This is a genomic window from Pseudomonas sp. CFBP 13602 (assembly GCF_014842725.1).
GTDB classification, from domain to species: domain Bacteria; phylum Pseudomonadota; class Gammaproteobacteria; order Pseudomonadales; family Pseudomonadaceae; genus Aquipseudomonas; species Aquipseudomonas baltica.
Genome location: NZ_JACYVT010000001.1, coordinates 637,455 through 655,545, shown reverse-complemented (window position 1 = coordinate 655,545; position 18,091 = coordinate 637,455). Strand labels below are relative to the sequence as shown.

Sequence of the window (18,091 nt, the reverse complement as noted above, 5' to 3'; positions counted from 1 at the left end):
TCTGGGGAAAGTGCCGATATTGACACAGTGCCTGTGGGAATATTCACAAGCTGATCATTAGGCGAACGGCTGGAAAAGCAGTTCAACTTTTTTTGCGAAGCGCGCTGCTGCGCCGACGACCTGCCGGCAGCGGTCGGCGCAGTCGGGCTCAGGCGGGTTGAGCCACCACGTTGTTGCTGACATTGCGGCCCAACACCAACACCGTGGCGAACCCTGCGCCAACCAGTGCCGTGGCCAGGCTCAACAGCACCGAGCTGCCCAACCGATCGACGATCTGCCCGCCGAAGAACGAGCCCAGGGCAATGATCACCTGAAACAGCGCAACGAACAGGGGCATGCCGCGCTCCACATCCTTGGGCGCGACCACGAACATCCAGATGCTGGCGCAGGCCGGGAAAGCCCCGAAAGCGAAGCCCCACAGGGCTATCAGCATGGCGGCCCCGGTGATACCAGTGGCGAAGTGGGGGAACAGTGCGGTGCTGGTGCCGATCATCAGGGCCACCAGCAACAACGTATTGCGCACGCTGCGATTGGCGGCGAAGCCGGCGAATACATTGCCCAGCACGCCGGCCATGCCGTAGAGCAGCAACAGCGAGCCGATGGTGGACCCATCGAAGCCGGCACTCTGCTTGAAGAACGGTGCCACGTAGGTGTACGCGGCGAAGTGCGCCAGGCCGATCAGCAATACGGCGATCAAGCCAACCCGCGCCTGTGCATTGGTGAACAGGGCAGGCAGGTCCCTGACCCGAATGGCCCGGTCCGGATACAGCGGCGGCAGCAGGAAGATCTGCGCCAGCAGTACCGGCACGCCCACCAGCGCGGTGACCAGGAAGGTCATGCGCCAGCCCATCAGGCCACTGAGCCAGGTGCCTACGGGCACGCCCAGTACCGTGGCCAGGGTCACACCCATCATGATGATCGACGTTGCCTTGGCCACGCCGACGCCCTTGGGCGCCAGTCGACCGCTCAAGGCGATGGCCGTGGCCCAGAAGCCGCCGATGCTGACGCCCAGCAACACGCGGCCGATCAGCAGGACGTTGAAATCGCTGGCGAAGGCCACGATGGTGTTGGCGATGATCATGATCAGCGTCAGGCCGGTCAGCAGGTAGCGACGGTCCATCGCACCGATGCCCACCGAGAGCAAGGGCGCAGCAAGCGCAGCCATGATCCCTGGCAGGGTGACCATCAGGCCGGCGCGACCGGCACTGATGCCCAGGTCGCTGGCAACATCGTTGAGCACACCCACGGGCAGAAATTCGCTGGTCACCAGGGCGAAGGCGCCGACGGCGACCGAGAGGATCGCCAGCCACTGTTGCTTGACGCTTTGCGGGGTACGTTCGGAAAGGCCGGGGGCGGCCGAGTGAGGGGTGGGCATGGGCATCGGTTCCAAAGGGGCGTGGCGCCTGCGGGCAGGCGTGAAGAGCGGGGGGATTGGCGGCGATTATAGGGGAGGGTTGCCGCAGCCTGGGAGGCGCGGCGCTTGATAGTGATCATCAGTGAGATCAATGCGCCGCTCCCCCTTGTGGGAGCGGGTCTCTGCCCGCGAAGGGCGCGCCGCGGTCGGCCAGATGCACCGCAGCGCCTTTTCGCGGCCACGGACCGCTCCTACGATGGGTTGGTGTATTTCTTCCCCTGTAGGAGCGGTCATCGACCGCGAAGGGCGCACTGCGGTCTGCCTGATTCACCGCAGCGCCTTTTCGCGGCCACGGACCGCTCCTACGATGGGTTGGTGTATTTCTTCCCCCGTAGGAGCGGTCATCTACCGCGAAGGGCGCACTGCGGTCTGCCTGATTCACCGCAGCGCCTTTTCGCGGCCACGGACCGCTCCTACGATGGGTTGGCGTATTTCTCCCCCGTAGGAGCGGTCATCGGCCGCGAAGGGCGCACTGCGGTCTGCCTGATTCACCGCAGCGTCCTTTTCGCGGCCACGGACCGCTCCTACGATGGGTTGGCGTATTTCTCCCCCCGTAGGAGCGGTCATCGGCCGCGAAGGGCGCACTGCGGTCTGCCTGATTCACCGCAGCGTCCTTTTCGCGGGCAGAGCCCGCTCAGGGGATTGGGTGGGCAGACGGCTATCGGCCCTCCCAGCGCCGGAACAATGCACTGGCGTTGACGCCGCCGAAGCCGAAGCCGTTGGACAGGGCGTAGGTTATCGCTGTCTTGCGTGCAGTCGGACCGACCAGATCGAGCCCGGCTGCCGCTTCGTCCGGCGTGTGCAGGTTCAGCGTCGGCGGTGCAATTTGATCGCGCAAGGCCAACACGGTAAAGATGGCCTCGATCCCACCAGCGGCGCCCAGCAGGTGGCCGGTGGCCGACTTGGTCGAGGTGATGGCAAGGCCGGCCCGAGTGCCGAACAAGGCGCGAATGGCCGCCAGCTCACCCTTGTCGCCGACTGGCGTAGACGTCGCGTGGGCATTGATGTGCTGCACATCCTGGGCGTCGATGTCGCCCTGGCGCAGGGCCTGTTCCATGGCCCGGCGGGCTCCGCTGCCATCTTCCGGGCCGGCCGTCAGGTGGTAGGCGTCGGCACTGGTGCCATACCCAACCAGTTCCGCCAGCGGCGTCGCGCCTCGGGCCAACGCATGTTCGAGCGATTCGATCACCAGCAGGCCTGCTCCCTCGGACATGACGAACCCGTCGCGATCCTGGTCGAACGGCCGCGATGCCTCGCTCGGCCGGTCGTTGAAACCCGTGGACAGCGCACGCGCGGCGGCGAAACAGCCCAGGGTGACGCGGTCGATGGCCGCCTCGGTTCCGCCACAGATGGCAATGTCGGCTTCACCGCTGCGGATCAGCCGTGCGGCATCGCCGATCGCCTGCACGCCCGCGGCGCACGCGGTGACCGGAGCACCCAGGGGGCCTTTGAATCCATTGCTGATGGACACGTGCCCGGCCGCCATGTTGGCCAGGAACGATGGCGCGGTGAACGGTGACAACCGTCGCGGTCCGCGCTCGTCGGTCGTGCGCACGGCCCCGGCGAGCGCGCCGAAGCCGCCGACGCCCGAGCCGATGACGGTTGCCGTGCGCTGCTGCTGGGCTTCGCTGGTGGGGTGCCATCTGGCCTGGGACAGCGCCTCATGCGCGGCGACCAGGGCGAACTCGATGAAGCGGTCCATCTTCTTGCGCTCCTTGGCCGGTATCAGCGCCTGCGCATCGTAGCCTGCCACCGGGTCGGCCTCCAGCGTGGGAACCTGCCCGGCCACGGCGACCCCGGTACCTTCACCGATGTGCGCAGGCAGGGGGCTGATGCCCGAAGTGCCCGCCAACAGCCGCCGCCAGACCTCGTAGACGCCGCATCCCAGCGGCGTCACCAGCCCGGTACCGGTGACGACGATGCGTTTCTGACCCTGTCGATTGTTCATGGGTGTTTCTCCAAGCCTGTCATTGAATGACGTGTTGAACGGGTATCCGGACGAATGCGGAACCAGATGGAATACATCGCGGGGAGGAATATCAGGGTCATCACCGTCCCGCCGAACGTGCCTCCTATGAGGGTGTAGGCCAAGGTGCCCCAGAACACCGAATGGGTCAGTGGAATGAACGCCAGGATCGCCGCCAGCGCCGTCAGCAGCACCGGCCGGGCGCGCTGCACGGTGGCTTCGACCACGGCGTGGAAGGGCTCCAGGCCGTTCTTCTCATTGAGGTCGATCTGCCCGATCAGAATCAGCGTGTTGCGCATCAGAATGCCAGACAGCGCGATCAGCCCGACCAGGGCATTGATGCCGAACGGCTGGTTGAACAGCAGCAGTGTAGGCACCACGCCGATCAGCCCCAATGGGGCGGTGAGGAACACCATGGTCATGGCTGACATCGAGCGGGTCTGCAGGATGATGATCAGCAGGGTGATGGCGATCATGATCGGAAACAGCGGCGCCAGTGCCGCGGTGGCCTTTGCCGATTCTTCGATGGAGCCTGCCTGTTCGATGCGGTAGCCGTCGGGAAGCGTGGCGATGATCGGTTGCAGGGCTTTCGTCAGTTGGCTGGAGACATCCGGCGGCTGCAGGTGCTCGGCGATGTCGCCGCGTACGGTCAGGGTAGGCACCCGATCGCGGCGGCGCAGAAGCGGATCTTCCATGCGGACCTCGACAGCGCCTATCTGCGACAGCGGGATGCGCTGGCCATTGCCGCCGACGAGGGTGAAGCCGCCGATTTTCGCCGGGTCGAGGCGGATCTCCCCAGCAGCCCGGCCCACCACCTGCACCGAACGAATGTCCTCGCGCACGGCGGTGATCGGTACCCCGGACAACAGGAACTGCAGCTGCTCGGCAACCATAGCGGAACTCAGGCCCATAGCCTGCAGGCGATCCTGGTCCAGGACGAAATGCAGGGTGGGCACCCGCGGCCCCCAGTCGAGGTTGACGGTGCGCATCATCGTGCTGCCCTGCATGACCGTCTGCACCCTGCCGGCGATTTCACGCAGCACTTGCGGATCCGGCCCCATGACGCGGTAGGCCACCGGGTAGGGAGAGTAGGGCCCGAACACCAACTGGGTCACCCGCACCCGCGCTTCGGGGGCCAGGCCCCGAGCCACGGCCTCGCGGATCTTCAGCTTGAGGGCCTCGCGCGCCGCCTGGCTGTCGGCCAGCACGACGATCTTGGCGAACGAAGGGTCCGGCAGTTCGGGCGCCATCGCCAGATAGAACCGCGGCGGGCCCTGGCCGATGTAGGCAGTCACGACCTTTGCCTCGTCCTGCTGGCGCAGCCAGGCCTCGATCTTGGCGGTGGCTGCGCTGGTCTGCTCGATGGCCGTGCCATAGGGCATCTGCACTTCGATCAGCACTTCCGGCCGATCCGAGGTGGGGAAGAACTGCTTATTGACCTGGGCCATGCCCACGATCGCCAGGGCGAAAGAAAGGAGCACCAAGCCTGCCACCGGCCATTTCCAGCGAATGACCTGATTCAGGAACCGGCGAAAACGGTTGTAGTGAGGGGTGTCGTAGATCGCCCCATGACCGCCTTCGACGGCCTTGATCGCCGGCAGCAGCTTCACCCCCAGATAGGGGGTGAACACCACTGCCACCACCCAGGATGCGATCAGCGCGATGCCGACGATCCAGAACATATTGCTGGTGTACTCGCCGGCCGTGGACTGGGCGAAGCCGTTGGGCATGAAGCCGACGGCGGTCACCAGGGTGCCGGCCAGCATGGGCGCCGCGGTGTGGCTCCAGGCATAGGCCGAGGCCTTGATGCGGTCGTAGCCTTCCTCCATTTTCACCACCATCATCTCGATTGCGATGATGGCATCGTCTACCAGCAGCCCCAGTGCCAGGATCAGCGAGCCCAGGGTGATGCGGTCGAAATGCTTGCCTGTGGCTTCCATGACCACGAACACGATCGCCAGGGTCAGCGGCACCGCCGCCGCAACCACCACGCCGACGCGCCAGCCCATGCTCACGAAGCACACCACCATGACCACCAGCAGGGCGACGAAGAACTTGATCATGAACTCGTTCACTGCCGAACCGATGTTCACCGACTGATCGGTGACCTGCGCGAAGGTCATGCCCAGTGGCATCCCGGAGCTGATCCGCGCCGTCTCGCCGGCCAGCGCCTTGCCCAGCTCCAGACCGTTCCAGCCATCACGCATGACCACGCCGAGAAGCAGCGCCGGTTCACCCTGATGGCGCACCATGAACGTGGCCGGGTCTTCGTAGCCGCGCGCAACCGTGGCCACATCGCCCAGCTTGAGCGTGCGCTGGCCGGCGATGACAGGCGTGTCGCGAATGGCGTCCAACGTGCCGAAGGCACCGTCGAGTCGTACCACGACTTGAGGGCCTTGGGTTTCCATGGCGCCTGCGGCGGTCAGCCTGTTCTGTCCGTTCAGGCTGGCGAAAATATCCTGCGGCGAAACGCCCAGCGTCGCCAGGCGCTCATGGGAAAAGGACACGAAGATCCGCTCGGACTGCTCGCCAATGATATTGACCTTCTTCACCCCGGGTACGTGCAGCAGGCGCTGACGCAGTGATTCGGCTTCACGCACCAGCAGGCGTTGCGGCTCGCCTTGCGCCTTGAGCGCGAACAGGGCGAAGGTGACGTCGGCGAACTCATCGTTGACCATGGGGCCGACCACCCCGGCCGGCAGGCTACTGGCCGCATCGCTGAGCTTTTTGCGTGCCTGGTAGAACTCGTCCTCGACCTGAGCAGGCGGCGTCTTGTCCTGCAGAAACAGGAGGGTGAAGGCCAGGCCCGGTCGGGTGTAGGTTTCGCTGCGCTCGTACCATTTCAACTCCTGCAGACGCTTCTCCAGAGGCTCGGCCACCAGGTCCTGCATCTGCTGCGCGGTCGCGCCGGGCCAGGCCGTGATCACGGTCATCTGCTTTACCGTGAACGGCGGATCCTCGGCGCGGCCCAGCTTGAAGAACGACAGGGTGCCGACGATGGCGATCAGGAAAATCAGGAACAGCGTCACCGACCGCTCGCGCACGGCGAGGGCGGACAGGTTGAAGCGACTGCCGCTCAAGGCTGAGACCCGGCCTGGACGCGCAGATCCTGCGGCGCCAGCAGCACTTCCTCGCCCTCATGAAGCAGGTGCGGGCCCAGGGCAACCAACCGCTCACCTGGAAGCACGCCGCGCACCGTGGCTGTGTCATCTCCCAGGCCGACGACCTGGATTGCCCGCCATGCGATCACCGCCGGCGTGCCCGCGACGATCCACACACCTGGCCCGTTGCCTGGGTCGTGAATGGCGGCCATGGGCACGCTCAGGGCGTCGGCTAGCGAAGGCGTCGGGGCAATGGCAAGGGTCACGGTCGAGCCCAGCGGCGCATTGGCCTGTTCGCCGTTCAGCACATAGCGCGCTTCGAAGGTGCGGGTCAGCGGGTCGGCAGCGTCGGCCAGTTGTCGCAGCGCGGCGCTGACGCTGTTGCCGGAACTGCCGAACAGCCTGGCCTGGGCAGTGCTGCCCGGCGCCGGCCGCAGGGTTTCGGGCAGTTGCACGACCGCTTCGCGCAGGCCTGCCTTGGCCAGCTTCACCACAGGTTGTCCGGCGCTCACGACCTGGCCTGGTTCGGCCAGGGTGGCCACGACCACACCGTCGGAATCCGCGGTCAGGGTAGCGTAGCTCGCTTCGTTGCGGCCCACGGCTGCCTGCGCCTGCAGTGCTACCAGATCGGCTCGGGCAGTGTCGGCTGCTGACTTGAAGCGGTCGTAGTTGGCAGCGGAAATGGCGCCGCTGGCAACCAGTTGGCGATTGCGCCGCTCATCGTTCGCAGTCTGCGTGGCCAGCGCCTGGGCGGCGGCCACGGCTTGCTCGCGGGCGTTGGACTGCAGTGCCAGGTCGGCGGGGTCGAGTCGCATCAACCGCTGTCCGCGGCTGACCGACTGGCCAGCATCGACGAAACGCTCCACGACCTTGCCCCCCACTCGAAAGCCCAGGTCGCTTTGCACGCGCGCTGCCACCACACCGGTAAACGCGCGGTCGACATCCGTTGCATGGCCGGCCTCGATCACCCTCACCAAAGGTGGCTGCGTGCGCGGGTCGACAGTGCTGGGCTGGCCTTCGCAGGCGGTCAGAAGCACAGGCAGCAGGCAAATGCCGAGCACTGGAGCGCGAAGCCGAGACATGGGATTCCTTACGCAAGCGGGTAGAAGGAATCCGATTCTGATACTAGTGACCAAATCAGTCAATGGTCACATATCAGGGTGCCAGGCTCCTCAGTATCAAGGCGGGCAGTTGTGCGGCGGCGAGCGAGGCGCTCTCGAGGTTGTATTGCAGCTGCACTGGACTGATGTAGGGCCGCATCACCAGAAAGATCCCATGGCTCGCTTCGTCCAAAGGTGTCTGATGTTCGAACTCGCCGGTTTCTCTGCCTTCGCGCAGGATCTGCTCGATCAGCCCATGCAGGCGTTGGCCGTGTGCCGCCGCCGAGGGCCAGTTGTCCCGCGCCGCGACAGCGGCGATGTCGTAGAGCTTGCGATCATGGAAAAACAGCTCGCTGCCGGCTTCCACCACGGCCTTGAACAGACGCGTCAGCTTGTCGGAAGGGCTGCTGGCTGCGCCCATGGCCTGGTCGACCACGGCCATGATCATGGCCAGCCGGCTGGCGCAGATCATTTCGCCGATGGCCTGCTTGGATTCGAAGAACTTGTAGATGTAGGCCTTGGAAAAGCCGATGGCCTTGGCAAGGTCCGATACCGTGGTCTTGTCATAGCCGTAATGGCCGAAGTGGGCCATGGCGGCCTCGACGATCTGATCGCGAACGCTGTGATCGGTTGGGCCCCGGGAGGGGAAAGCGAGGGGCTGGCGGGTCATGGCGGTTGTAGGGCTCGGTAGACGGGGATCTACAGAGAGTGACTGTAACCGCGTCTGGTCACAAGTTCATTTGCGACGCGTCGAGCCTGCGAACGGCCGCTCCCACCCAACGAGCAGCGCCCTCGTAGGCGCGGCCGGTGGCCGCGAAAAGGCCCTGGGCCGGCACGTTGACCTGCGCCCAGGGAAGCGACTGCCGACGGGCCGGCCTGGTTCTAGAAGTCTACGCTGGCCGACAGCTCATAAGTGCGCGGAGCGCCCAGCCCCAGGCTCTGGGTGAGCGGCATCCCCCAGTAATCCTTGTCGGTCAGGTTGCGCACGTTGGCACGCAACGTCACGGGTTTGTTGGAGACGTGCGTGGTGTAACGCGCACCGGCATCGAAGAGGGTGTAGCCGGGGACGGACAGGCTGTTGTCGGCGTTGATGTATTGCTCGGAAACCGCCGTGGCATTGGCGGTCACCGTCAGGCCTTCAAGCAGGGGGGTGTCCCATTCCATGCCGAGCTTGCCCTGCAGTTTGGGATAACCGGTGGCCTTCTTGCCGTCCGTGGCGCCACCGGCGCTCTTGGTCACTTCCGGGTCGACGTAGGCGACACCGCCCATCAGCCGCACATCCATCATCGGCGAACCGAAGAAACCCCACTCCACGCCGCGGTTGCGCTGTTCACCACCGAACGAATAGATATTGGTGGCCGGGTCGGTGTAGGCATTCGGGCGCTTGATCTCGAACACCGCCAGGGTGTGGGTGAAGGTGCCCAGGTCGAGCTTGAGGCCGACTTCCTTCTGCTTGGACTTGAACGGCGCGAACACATCACCGGCGTTGGCGGCGCTCGCGGGCGCCGAGGCGCCCTTGCTCAGGCCCTCGATGTAGTTGGCATACAGCGACAGGTTGTCGGTGAGCTTGAACAGGATGGCGCCTGCAGGGGAGGTGGCATGGGTATCGTAATTGGGTCGGTTGCGCGCGCCGGTGACGACGCTGAACGTATCGGTGACCACTTCCTGACGGCGTACACCCGCAGTGACCTGCAGACGATTGTCGAACATCGACAGGGTGTCGGCTATGCCGTAGCTCTTCAGGTCGTTTTCGGTGTGCGAAACCGGCGGCCAGGACTCGGGCGATTTTGCTCCCCAGACAGGGTGGTAGATGTTGGTAGTCACGATTGAATTGGGGACTGCACGAAGACCGAAGTTTTTTTCCTTGTCACTGTATTGGGTAGCGTTCACCGACCACTGGTGATTGATGCCGAACGTATCGAAATGACCACGCAGGCCGACCTCGGCCGAGGTTTTCTCGATTTCGGTTTTCAGCAGCCCCATGGTCGTTCTGAAATCACCCGCCGCATTGATCACGGCCGAGGATATGGCTCCGCTGTATTGGTAATGGGTTTTGCTGGTGCCCACCGCACCGTAGGCCATCACGGCGTCGCTGAGGTCGTACTCGCCGCGCAGGATGACGCCTTTGTCCTTGGTTTCGACGTAGGCCCAGTCAGGGTTGAGCAGCGTTCCCGCTTTCGGCGGCTTGGGAATGCCGACGCCGGCAGCCAGGCCAATGCCGCGGTTCTGACCGTTGACACGATCGTCGGCGTCGAAGAGGTCGACGGACAGCCGGGCGCGCTCGCCGCGCCAGTCCAGCGCCAGCGACGACAGCACGTTGCGCGACGACTGGTCATCGGTGGCGGTGTCGCCGTCACGGTAGACACCGTTGAAGCGCACACCGAATTGGTTGCCCTCGCCGAAGCGTCGACCGATGTCCAGATGCCCACCGAACTGTGCATCCGATTGGTAGGTGCCGGTCAGACGCGTCAGCGGGGTATCGCCAGCGCGTTTTGGAATCAAGTTGACGATGCCGCCCACCGAGCCGCCGGGTGGCATGCCATTGAGCAGCGCCGAGGGGCCCTTGAGCACTTCGATACGCTCGTACATTTCCGGCGATGCCCGGTAGAAAGGCGCCATGCCGTAGAGGCCGTCGACGGTCATGTCGCTGACGCTCACGCCGAAACCGCGGATCGAATAGTTCTCGCCGTAGGTGCCCTTGATACCATTGTTGAACACCGACGGGTCGGTGGCGGCGATCACGTCGGTGATGTCCTTGGCCTGCCTGTCCCGAATGTATTTGTCGGTGTAGCTGATGGTGCTGAAGGGCGTCTCCATGATGTCTTTGTTGCCGAGCAGGCCGACCCGCCCACCGGTTGCCACTTGTCCGCCGGCGTACTCGGGCATCAGGGTGCCGAGCGTGTCCTGGGTGCCTTCGATAGTGGTCTCGGACAGCACCAGGCTGCCTTTGTCGGGCGCTGTGCGAGCTTTTTCAGCCTGCTCCTGCGTCTCGCCGAGGGCGCCCATCGCAACGCCGCTCAGGCCGAACAGCAAAGCCATGTGCACGGCGGTGCAGGTACGGCTCAGGGCGAATGTCGGTGCTGCCGGTGCTGGATTCGCGGGTCGCGGGTGACGGTGTGGCAACATGCTGGATTCCTTTCGGTTCGGTAATGAGTGAAGGCTCACTAGGGTTCCGAAACAAAACGAAATGTCCTCAATGGAAAAGATTAACATTCGATAATAATTCTCGTCGCCGTGACCGACCGTTGCCTTGCGGCCACATTTGCCGCTTCGGATCAGTGTGCGTAGCCCTCCATCACCTCATCAGCCATGCGTGAAAGACACGTCACGCTGGCGGTGCACAGGTACCAGGTGCGGGCGTCGACGAAGATCACCCGGCCCTGGGTCCATGCCTTGGTCTTGCGCAGCAGGGGGTTGTCCAGGCTGTCCAGGTTCAGCGCCGGGCGTCGTTCCATGACGGCGGTGCGGTCGATGACATAGAGGATGTCCGGGTCGGCCTGCTGAATGAACTCGTTGGAGATCGGCTGGCCGTGCAGCCCGGCTTCGATGTCGCTGCTGGCGGGCTTCACGCCCAAAGTGTCGAAAATGAAGCCGTAGCGCGATTTCACGCCGTATGAGGTGAAGGCGCCATTGTTGTGCAGCACGATCAGCGCTTTCTCGGGACGCCCCTCGGTGACCTTGCGCGTCTGCTCGACCTTGGCATCCATCAGCGCGACCTTTTCCTCGGCCAATGCCGGTTTGTTCAGGATGCGGCCAAGCAGGGTCAGGTGACGCTTTGCCGTTTCGATGAAATTGCCCTGTTTGTTGGTCAGGTCGATGTCGTCGTAGACCGTCGGTGCGATCTGGCTGAGCTCGTCATAGCTGCGCGCCTGCAACGGCGAGATCAGGATCAGGTCGGGCTTGAGCGCGTGCAGGCGCTCGAGGTTGGGTTCGATGGTGGTACCGACATCGGCGATGTTCGGATCATCGCGGTACTTGAGCAGAAAGTCGGCGACGTAGTCCTTGGCGATGCCCACTACCGGCGCGCCGAGTTGGTCGAGGCTGTCCAGTTCGCTCATGTCGAAGGCCACGACACGTTGCGGCAGCTTGTCGATAGTGGTCGTACCCAGGGCATGCTTCACGGTGATCGGCGTGTAGGCGGTGGTGGCAGGCGCGGCTTGCACGGCAGCGGGTGGGGTGACCCCGGCCGTGGGTTGGTCGCAGCCGTAGAGCGTGCTGATGGCCAATGCCAGCAGGCCACCGGCGACCTTGTGGTGTGGGGTGTTCATATCGGTTGCCTTGATGTCGAGGGGTTGAAATAGTTGCAGACGAACCCGCGTTCGCTGCGCAGGATTTCGAAATCCAGTTCGTAGAGATCGCGCAGGCATGCTTCGTTGACCACCTGCGCGACCGGGCCCTGGCTGTGCACGGTGCCGTTCTTCATGGCAACGATGTGGTCGGAATAATTGGCGGCAAAATTGATGTCGTGCACGACCAGGATTACCGTGCGCCCCTGTTCGTCGCACAGCCTGCGCAGGGCGCCCATGATCATTACGGCGTGTTTCATGTCGAGGTTGTTGAGCGGCTCGTCCAGCAGCAGATAGTCGGTCTGCTGGGCGATGGTCATGGCCAGGAACGCCAGCTGCCGTTGTCCACCGCTCAGTTCGTCGATGTAGCAGCTGCGCAGTGCCTGCAGGGACAGAAAACCGATGGCCTGGTCGATTGCCGCGTGGTCGGCGTCGGTGAGGTTGCCCTGGCTGTAGGGGAAGCGACCGAAGGCGACCAGCTCTTCGACCGTCAGGCGCAGGCTGAATGATTGGGTCTGGCGCAGGGTAGCGACTTGCCTTGCGTAATCGCGCACGGCAATGCGGGCGCTGTCGCGGCCGTTCAGGGTCAAGGTGCCCTGCGACGGCTTCTGCAGGCGGGCAATGAGCATCAGCAGGGTAGTCTTGCCGGCGCCGTTGGGACCTATCAACGAGGTCACCTTGCCGGACGGAAACCGCACGCTGACGTCGTTCAGCACCGGGGTGCTGCCGTAGGATTTGTGCACGTGGCTGAGGGCGATCATGGGCTGCCTCGGGTGCGGATCATCAGCGTGAGGAAGTACACGCCACACACCAGGTTGATGAGAATGCTGACGGAGGTGTTGTAGTTGAACAGCTGCTCGACCAGGTACTGGGCAACGATGAACACGCCGATGGCGACACCGCAGGCGGTCGGCAGGGTGGCGTGGTGGCGCGCGGTGCGGGCCAGGGCGTAGCTGATGTTGGCGACGATCACCCCCATGAAGGCGGTGGGGCCGACCAGGCTGGTGGACACGGCCACCAGCACGGCGATCAGTGCCAGTTGCAGGCGCACGCTGGGTGCGTAGTCGACGCCCAGCGAGACGGCCTGGTCGCGGCCCAGCGCCAGTACATCGAGTACCGGCAAGGTACGGTGCACCAGCAGGCATGCGCCGACGACCAGCACGCCGCCGTAGATCACCTGGTCCAGCCGAGCCCGGTTGAACGAGGCATAGCTGAAGCCCTGCAGGATCGAGAACTCGCCTGGACTGATCTTCAACTGGATGAACTGGGTGAAGGTAGCCATCACCATGCTCAACACCAGCCCCAGCAGCAACAGCAGGTAGACGTTGCTGCGCCCATCGCGGAACAGCCAATGGTGGATCAGCCACGAATAGCCGAGCATCAGCACGATCGACAGCAGCGCGTTGCCGCCCCGGCCGAGCAGTACCAGGCTGTGCGTGCCCAGGCAGAGGATCAACAGGGCCTGGAACAGCAGGTAGATGGACTCGTAACCCATGACCGCCGGAGTCAGGATGCGGTTGCCGACGATCGTCTGGAACATCACCGAGGAGTAGCCGATGCAGACACCGGCGATGACCATGGCGGCCAGACGAATCAGGCGTCGTGGGATCACGTAGGCGAAATCCATTCCCGAGCCCAGCAGCACGAAAGCCACAGCCAATGCCAGTACCGAGAGCCAGAGTCCGTAGCGGGTCGCGTTCGGGTTCATGTGTACTTTCTCAGGAGCACGATCAGGAACACCACGCCGCCGATGCTGCCTGCGGTCAAGCCGATCGGCACCTCGAAGGGGTAGATCAGCAGGCGCCCGATGATGTCGCAGACCAGCAGCAGCGCCGCCCCGCACAGCGCCACGATGGGCAGCGTGCGCTGCAGGTTTTCGCCGTGGTAGAGCGCCACCAGGTTGGGCACCACTAGGCCCACGAAGGGTATCGCCCCCACGGTGATCACCGTCGCCGATACGCACACGGCCACCAGCATCAGGCCCACGGCGGCGTTGGCGGCGTAGTTCACCCCCAGGCTGCTGGCCATGCCTTCGCCCATGCCCAGAATGGTGAAGCGCTGGGCGAACAGGTAGGTGAGCAGCACGATCGGCAGGATCAGATAGATGATTTCGTAGTTGCCCTGCACGATCTTGGAGAAGTCGCCGAGCATCCAGCCCTGCATGCTCTGCAGAAGGTTGTGGCGATAGGCGTGGAATTCGGCGAGTGCGCTGAGCACGCTGCCGTACATCAGGCCGACCACGGGTACCAGCACCACGCTCTTGAACTGGATGCGGCGAATGATCGCCACGAAGAGCACGCTGGCAAGAAAGCAGAAGCCCAGGGCGAACAGCATTCTGACCGTGCTGCTCGAGGCCGGGGCTATGCTCAGCGACATCAGGATTCCCAGCTTGGCTGCATCGAGGCCGCCGCAGGTGGCCGGCTCGACGAAGCGGTTGCGCACGATCTGCTGCAGGATCACCCCGCACATGGCCAGCCCGGCACCGGTCAACACCAGTGCCGCGAGGCGCGGCAGACGGCTGGCGGTGAGGGTCAGCCAGGCATCGCCGGAGAAATTCCACAGCTCGCTCCAGGACACCTCCTTGACCCCCAGCGTCAAGGACAGCCCGCACAGCAGCAGGAATGCAACCGGCCAGCTCGCCGCCCTCACGTAGCGTCCTCGTCCGCCGCTGCCGCGGCCAGCCGCCAACCCTTGGCGGCGCGTCGCTGCGCCAGGAAGCGCGCGTAGGGCCCGGCCTGGCGGCTGAGCTGGGCATGGCTGCCCCGTTCGGCGATGCGCCCACTCTCCAGCACCACGATCTGGTCGGCCATTTCCACCGTCGACAGCTGGTGCGCGATCACCACCAGCGTGCGCTTGCCGCGCAACCGGGCCAGGGTTCGCGCGATGGCTGCCTGGTTTTCGGCATCGAGGGCCGAGGTGGCTTCGTCGATCAGCAGGATCGGCGCATCCTTGAGCAGTGCCCGGGCAATCGCGATGCGCTGGCGCTCGCCGCCGGAAAGCCGTGCGCCGCCTTCGCCGACCTGGGTGTCGAGCCCGTGCGGCAAACGTGCGACGATCTCCAGCACGCCGGCCTGCTCGGCAGCCTGCAGGATCTGCTCGCGACTGGCATCGGCCCTGCCGACGCCGATGTTGGCGGCGATGCTGCCCTGGAACAGGTAGGCGTCCTGGAATATCTGACTGGTCTGCGCCGCCAGCCAGGCGCTGGACAGCTGCCGAACGTCCACACCGCCGATCTGTACGCTGCCCTGGCCAACGTCGAAGAAGCGCGCGATCAATCGCACCAGAGTGGTCTTGCCCGATCCTGAGGCGCCGACCACGGCGGTCATGCTTCCCGCCGCGATGTGCAGGTTGATCCCCTGCAGGATCGGCGCCTGGTCGGCGGTGTAGCCGAAGCTCACGTCGTCGAACGCCACGCTGTTGTCGGCAGGCTCCGCCGCTGTCTGCGGCATCGGCATCGGCAGCGGCTGCACGGCGAACAGCTCATCGACCACGGCCAGTTGTCCGCGCGCGCCGCGCAACACTTCGCTGTAGCTGGCGACCTCCAGCAGCGGGTCGATGAACCGACTGGCCAGCACCAGCGCCACCACCAGCGCTGCCATCGAAGCGGGTGTCGCGCTGCCGGCAGACGAGTGCAACGCCCACCCGGCAGCTGCCAGCAGTGCTGCGAAGCTGGCCTGGACGGCCCAGCTGTTGAGTACCACCGACATGGCCGAGACGTGAATCAGGCGCCGGGCCGACTGCTGCTGGCCGGCAATCGCCTGCTGCACAAACCGTGCGCCACCGTCTTCGCCGTTGAATGCGCGCAGGACCGACTGGGCCTGGGCGAACTCCACCATGCGCCGACTGGCTCGGGCGCTGCTGGCATGGAATCGGGCGTCGCTGCGTTGCCCCATCCGGGCCGTCAGGGTGAACACGGCAAGCAACAGCGGCAGGGTCACCGAGGCGATCAGGGCCATCTGCAGATTCAACCAGAACAGCCCGGCCACTACTGCCAGCGGGGTGATGACGCTGGTGATCAGGGGCGTCAGGACGTGGGCGGGCAGTTGTGCCAAGGCCATCATGCCCTGGGTCGAGACATGGCTCAGACGAGCGGTGTTGTCTGGGTCGAACCAGCCGACCGGCAGTCGCGCGACGTGCTCGCTCAAGCGATGGCGGCCGGTTTGCAGCACGGCCATGCCGAAGCGTACGCCGGTTTTCTCGACCACCCGACGCAGCGCCCAGCACAACCCTGCGCCGACCAGCATCGGGACCAGCCCGCGCGTGGCGGCCGTGATGTCGTGGCCCAGCAACCCGGTGAGCACGGGTATCACGGCGACGATGGTCAGCCCGTTGAGCAGCCCGTACAGCAGGGTCAGCCCCAGGTAGCGATAGAGCACGTCGGCGTCGTTGCCCAGCAGCCGCAGGAAAGTGTTCAGCATGGGCCGTGCTCCGCAAGCTCGGTGTTCGGGTAGTCGCCCGCTTGCCACAGCCGGGCGTACCGGCCGCCAGTGGCGAGCAATTGCGCGTGGGTGCCTTGCTCCTGAATGCTGCCGTGGTCGATCAGGATGATGTGGTCGGCGTGCATCACCGTATCCAGACGGTGGGCGATCACCAGCACGGTGCGGCCCTGGGCGAAGCGTGAAAGGGCCTGCTGGATGTGCACCTCGTTCTCGGCGTCGGCGGCGGCGGTGGCTTCGTCGAGGACCAGCACGGCCGGGTCGAGCAGCATGGCGCGGGCAATGCTGACTCGCTGCAGTTCGCCTCCGGACAGTTGCGCGTCTTCGCCCACCACCGAATCGTAGCCACGGGGCAGGGCGATGATCCGCTCGTGCACGTTGGCCAGGCGCGCTGCCTGCTCGATCTCGTCGAGGCTGGCCGAGGCGCGGCCCAGGGCGATGTTGTCGCGCAGGCTGGCGTGGATCAGGCGCACGTCCTGCAGTACGAAGCCGATATGCCGATACAACTGCGTGCTGTCGATCTGGCGCAGGTCGACGCCACCCAGGGTAATGCGCCCGGTATCCGGGTCGAAGAAGCGCAACAACAGGCGCGCCAGGGTCGACTTGCCAGCGCCGGACGGCCCCACCACGGCCGTGACCGTGCCGGGCCTGAGGGTTAGATCGATGTTGCTCAACGCCGGCGTTTCGCCGTCGTAGCTGTAGCTCAGGTTCTGCACCTGCAGTTCGGTTCGTGCCGGCAGGTCGATGGCTGCAGCCGTTGGGCTGGCCAGTTCCGGGGTGGCCAGCAATTGCTGAATGCGCAGGGCCGCGCCCGTTGCGTTGTGCAGGTCATGGGTGATGTAGCTGAGCAGCAGCAAGGGCGCGCACAGGCTGGGCGCCACCAGGACGAAGGGCAGCAGGTCGATGGCTTCGATCCAGCCCAGCCAGGTGAACAGCGTGCCGAACGCCAGCACGATGCCGAGCACCACCACCGGGGTGATCAGCGCATGGGCATTGGCCATGGCACTGACCAGGGGGCGGGCGAAATCCTCGAACGCCAGCGCGAAGCCGTCCACGGCCTCACGGTAGTTGGCCTGGGCCTTGCCCTCGATACCGAAGGACTTGACCACGGTGATGCCGTTGACGAATTCCACCACGGCGTTGTTGATGCGCGCCATCCCGGCGCCGAACGCCTGCATGTTGGCGCTGCTTGCCCGGGTTGCCCTGGAAACGAACAGGAAAAACAGCGGAAAGGGCAGCAGCGAGATGACTGCCATGCGCCAGTCCGTGGCGAACAGGTACACCGTGGCGAACGACACCGCCCCCAGCGAGCGACCGACCGTGGTGTAGAAGTGCGCGGTCAGGCTGTGCAGGGTATCGACGTCATCCTGCATTGCCTGCTTGACCTCGCCCGAGGCCCGCGCGGTGAACCAGCCCAACGGTACCTTGCCCAGCCTGCGGGTAATGGCCAGGCGCAGGTGTGAAGTGATCTGGTTGTCGAGCAGATGGGCGAGCATTTCGCCCAGCGAGAGCAGGATCATGCCCAGCATCAGGCAGGCCAGGCTGCCGGCGATGACGGGCCACACGTGCGCAGTCGACTCCAGCGCCCAGACCCCGCCGTCGGCAGGGTCCAGCGCCAGGCCGGCGAGGTAGGCGATTGCGGCCAGTGGCAGCAAGGTCAGGGTGGTACCCAGGCCGGCGAGGATGGCCGCCACGATCAAGCGGCCACGAATGGGCCGGAGCAGCTGGGATATCGGGCCTTCGGCGACAGGGGGGTCGGTAGCGGGTGCGGCGCTCATTGAATCTCCG

General features: G+C 64.9%; 12 protein-coding genes. All 12 read right to left on the bottom strand.

From position 1 onward, the window contains the following. Positions 1-148 precede the first annotated feature (148 nt). Positions 149-1,375, bottom strand: coding sequence for an MFS transporter (locus IFU31_RS02800; protein WP_122478575.1), 1,227 nt, complete (start codon positions 1,373-1,375; stop codon positions 149-151). A 697-nt stretch (positions 1,376-2,072) separates the two neighbouring features. Continuing rightward, positions 2,073-3,362, bottom strand: coding sequence for a beta-ketoacyl-ACP synthase II (gene fabF, locus IFU31_RS02795; RefSeq protein WP_192102222.1), 1,290 nt, complete (start codon positions 3,360-3,362; stop codon positions 2,073-2,075). Continuing rightward, positions 3,359-6,460, bottom strand: coding sequence for an efflux RND transporter permease subunit (locus IFU31_RS02790; RefSeq protein WP_192102221.1), 3,102 nt, complete (start codon positions 6,458-6,460; stop codon positions 3,359-3,361). Before IFU31_RS02790 ends, fabF begins: the two co-directional genes overlap by 4 nt. Next, positions 6,457-7,563: an efflux RND transporter periplasmic adaptor subunit gene (locus tag IFU31_RS02785; protein WP_192102220.1), complete on the bottom strand. Its 1,107-nt coding sequence runs from the start codon at positions 7,561-7,563 to the stop codon at positions 6,457-6,459. Before IFU31_RS02785 ends, IFU31_RS02790 begins: the two co-directional genes overlap by 4 nt. 73 nt (positions 7,564-7,636) lie before the next feature. Next, positions 7,637-8,251 carry a TetR/AcrR family transcriptional regulator gene (locus tag IFU31_RS02780; protein WP_192102219.1) on the bottom strand — a complete coding sequence of 205 codons (615 nt, stop codon included), beginning with the start codon at positions 8,249-8,251 and terminating at the stop codon, positions 7,637-7,639. Between the two features lie 212 nt (positions 8,252-8,463). Further along, positions 8,464-10,707 (bottom strand): TonB-dependent receptor, encoded by a 2,244-nt coding sequence (locus tag IFU31_RS02775; RefSeq protein WP_244657611.1) that lies wholly within the window; start codon positions 10,705-10,707, stop codon positions 8,464-8,466. Positions 10,708-10,856: 149 nt separating this feature from the next. After that, entirely contained in the window at positions 10,857-11,849 is a 993-nt protein-coding gene (locus tag IFU31_RS02770; protein ID WP_122478563.1) for a siderophore ABC transporter substrate-binding protein, read from the bottom strand. Then, the gene (locus IFU31_RS02765; protein ID WP_192057320.1) at positions 11,846-12,628 is read right to left on the bottom strand and encodes an iron ABC transporter ATP-binding protein; all 783 of its coding nucleotides are present in this window, start codon (positions 12,626-12,628) and stop codon (positions 11,846-11,848) included. The genes IFU31_RS02770 and IFU31_RS02765 overlap by 4 nt, the downstream gene beginning before the upstream one ends. Next, complete coding sequence (locus IFU31_RS02760) at positions 12,625-13,575, bottom strand: iron chelate uptake ABC transporter family permease subunit (protein ID WP_192102218.1); 951 nt, start codon at positions 13,573-13,575, stop codon at positions 12,625-12,627. Before IFU31_RS02760 ends, IFU31_RS02765 begins: the two co-directional genes overlap by 4 nt. Then, positions 13,572-14,516, bottom strand: coding sequence for an iron chelate uptake ABC transporter family permease subunit (locus IFU31_RS02755; protein WP_192102217.1), 945 nt, complete (start codon positions 14,514-14,516; stop codon positions 13,572-13,574). The genes IFU31_RS02760 and IFU31_RS02755 overlap by 4 nt, the downstream gene beginning before the upstream one ends. Beyond that, positions 14,513-16,285, bottom strand: coding sequence for an ABC transporter ATP-binding protein (locus IFU31_RS02750; protein ID WP_192102216.1), 1,773 nt, complete (start codon positions 16,283-16,285; stop codon positions 14,513-14,515). Before IFU31_RS02750 ends, IFU31_RS02755 begins: the two co-directional genes overlap by 4 nt. Continuing rightward, positions 16,279-18,081 (bottom strand): ABC transporter ATP-binding protein, encoded by a 1,803-nt coding sequence (locus IFU31_RS02745; RefSeq protein ID WP_192057318.1) that lies wholly within the window; start codon positions 18,079-18,081, stop codon positions 16,279-16,281. The genes IFU31_RS02750 and IFU31_RS02745 overlap by 7 nt, the downstream gene beginning before the upstream one ends. Between the last annotated feature and the right edge of the window lie 10 nt (positions 18,082-18,091).

Excerpts from the sequence above, each read along its gene's own strand:
- IFU31_RS02770 (WP_122478563.1), bottom strand. The coding sequence starts at position 11,849 with ATGAACACCCCACACCACAAGGTCGCCGGTGGCCTGCTGGCATTGGCC.
- IFU31_RS02800 (WP_122478575.1), bottom strand. The coding sequence starts at position 1,375 with ATGCCCACCCCTCACTCGGCCGCCCCCGGCCTTTCCGAACGTACCCCG.
- IFU31_RS02750 (WP_192102216.1), bottom strand. The coding sequence starts at position 16,285 with ATGCTGAACACTTTCCTGCGGCTGCTGGGCAACGACGCCGACGTGCTC.
- IFU31_RS02765 (WP_192057320.1), bottom strand. The coding sequence starts at position 12,628 with ATGATCGCCCTCAGCCACGTGCACAAATCCTACGGCAGCACCCCGGTG.
- fabF (WP_192102222.1), bottom strand. The coding sequence starts at position 3,362 with ATGAACAATCGACAGGGTCAGAAACGCATCGTCGTCACCGGTACCGGG.
- IFU31_RS02760 (WP_192102218.1), bottom strand. The coding sequence starts at position 13,575 with ATGAACCCGAACGCGACCCGCTACGGACTCTGGCTCTCGGTACTGGCA.
- IFU31_RS02745 (WP_192057318.1), bottom strand. The coding sequence starts at position 18,081 with ATGAGCGCCGCACCCGCTACCGACCCCCCTGTCGCCGAAGGCCCGATA.
- IFU31_RS02775 (WP_244657611.1), bottom strand. The coding sequence starts at position 10,707 with ATGTTGCCACACCGTCACCCGCGACCCGCGAATCCAGCACCGGCAGCA.
- IFU31_RS02780 (WP_192102219.1), bottom strand. The coding sequence starts at position 8,251 with ATGACCCGCCAGCCCCTCGCTTTCCCCTCCCGGGGCCCAACCGATCAC.
- IFU31_RS02785 (WP_192102220.1), bottom strand. The coding sequence starts at position 7,563 with ATGTCTCGGCTTCGCGCTCCAGTGCTCGGCATTTGCCTGCTGCCTGTG.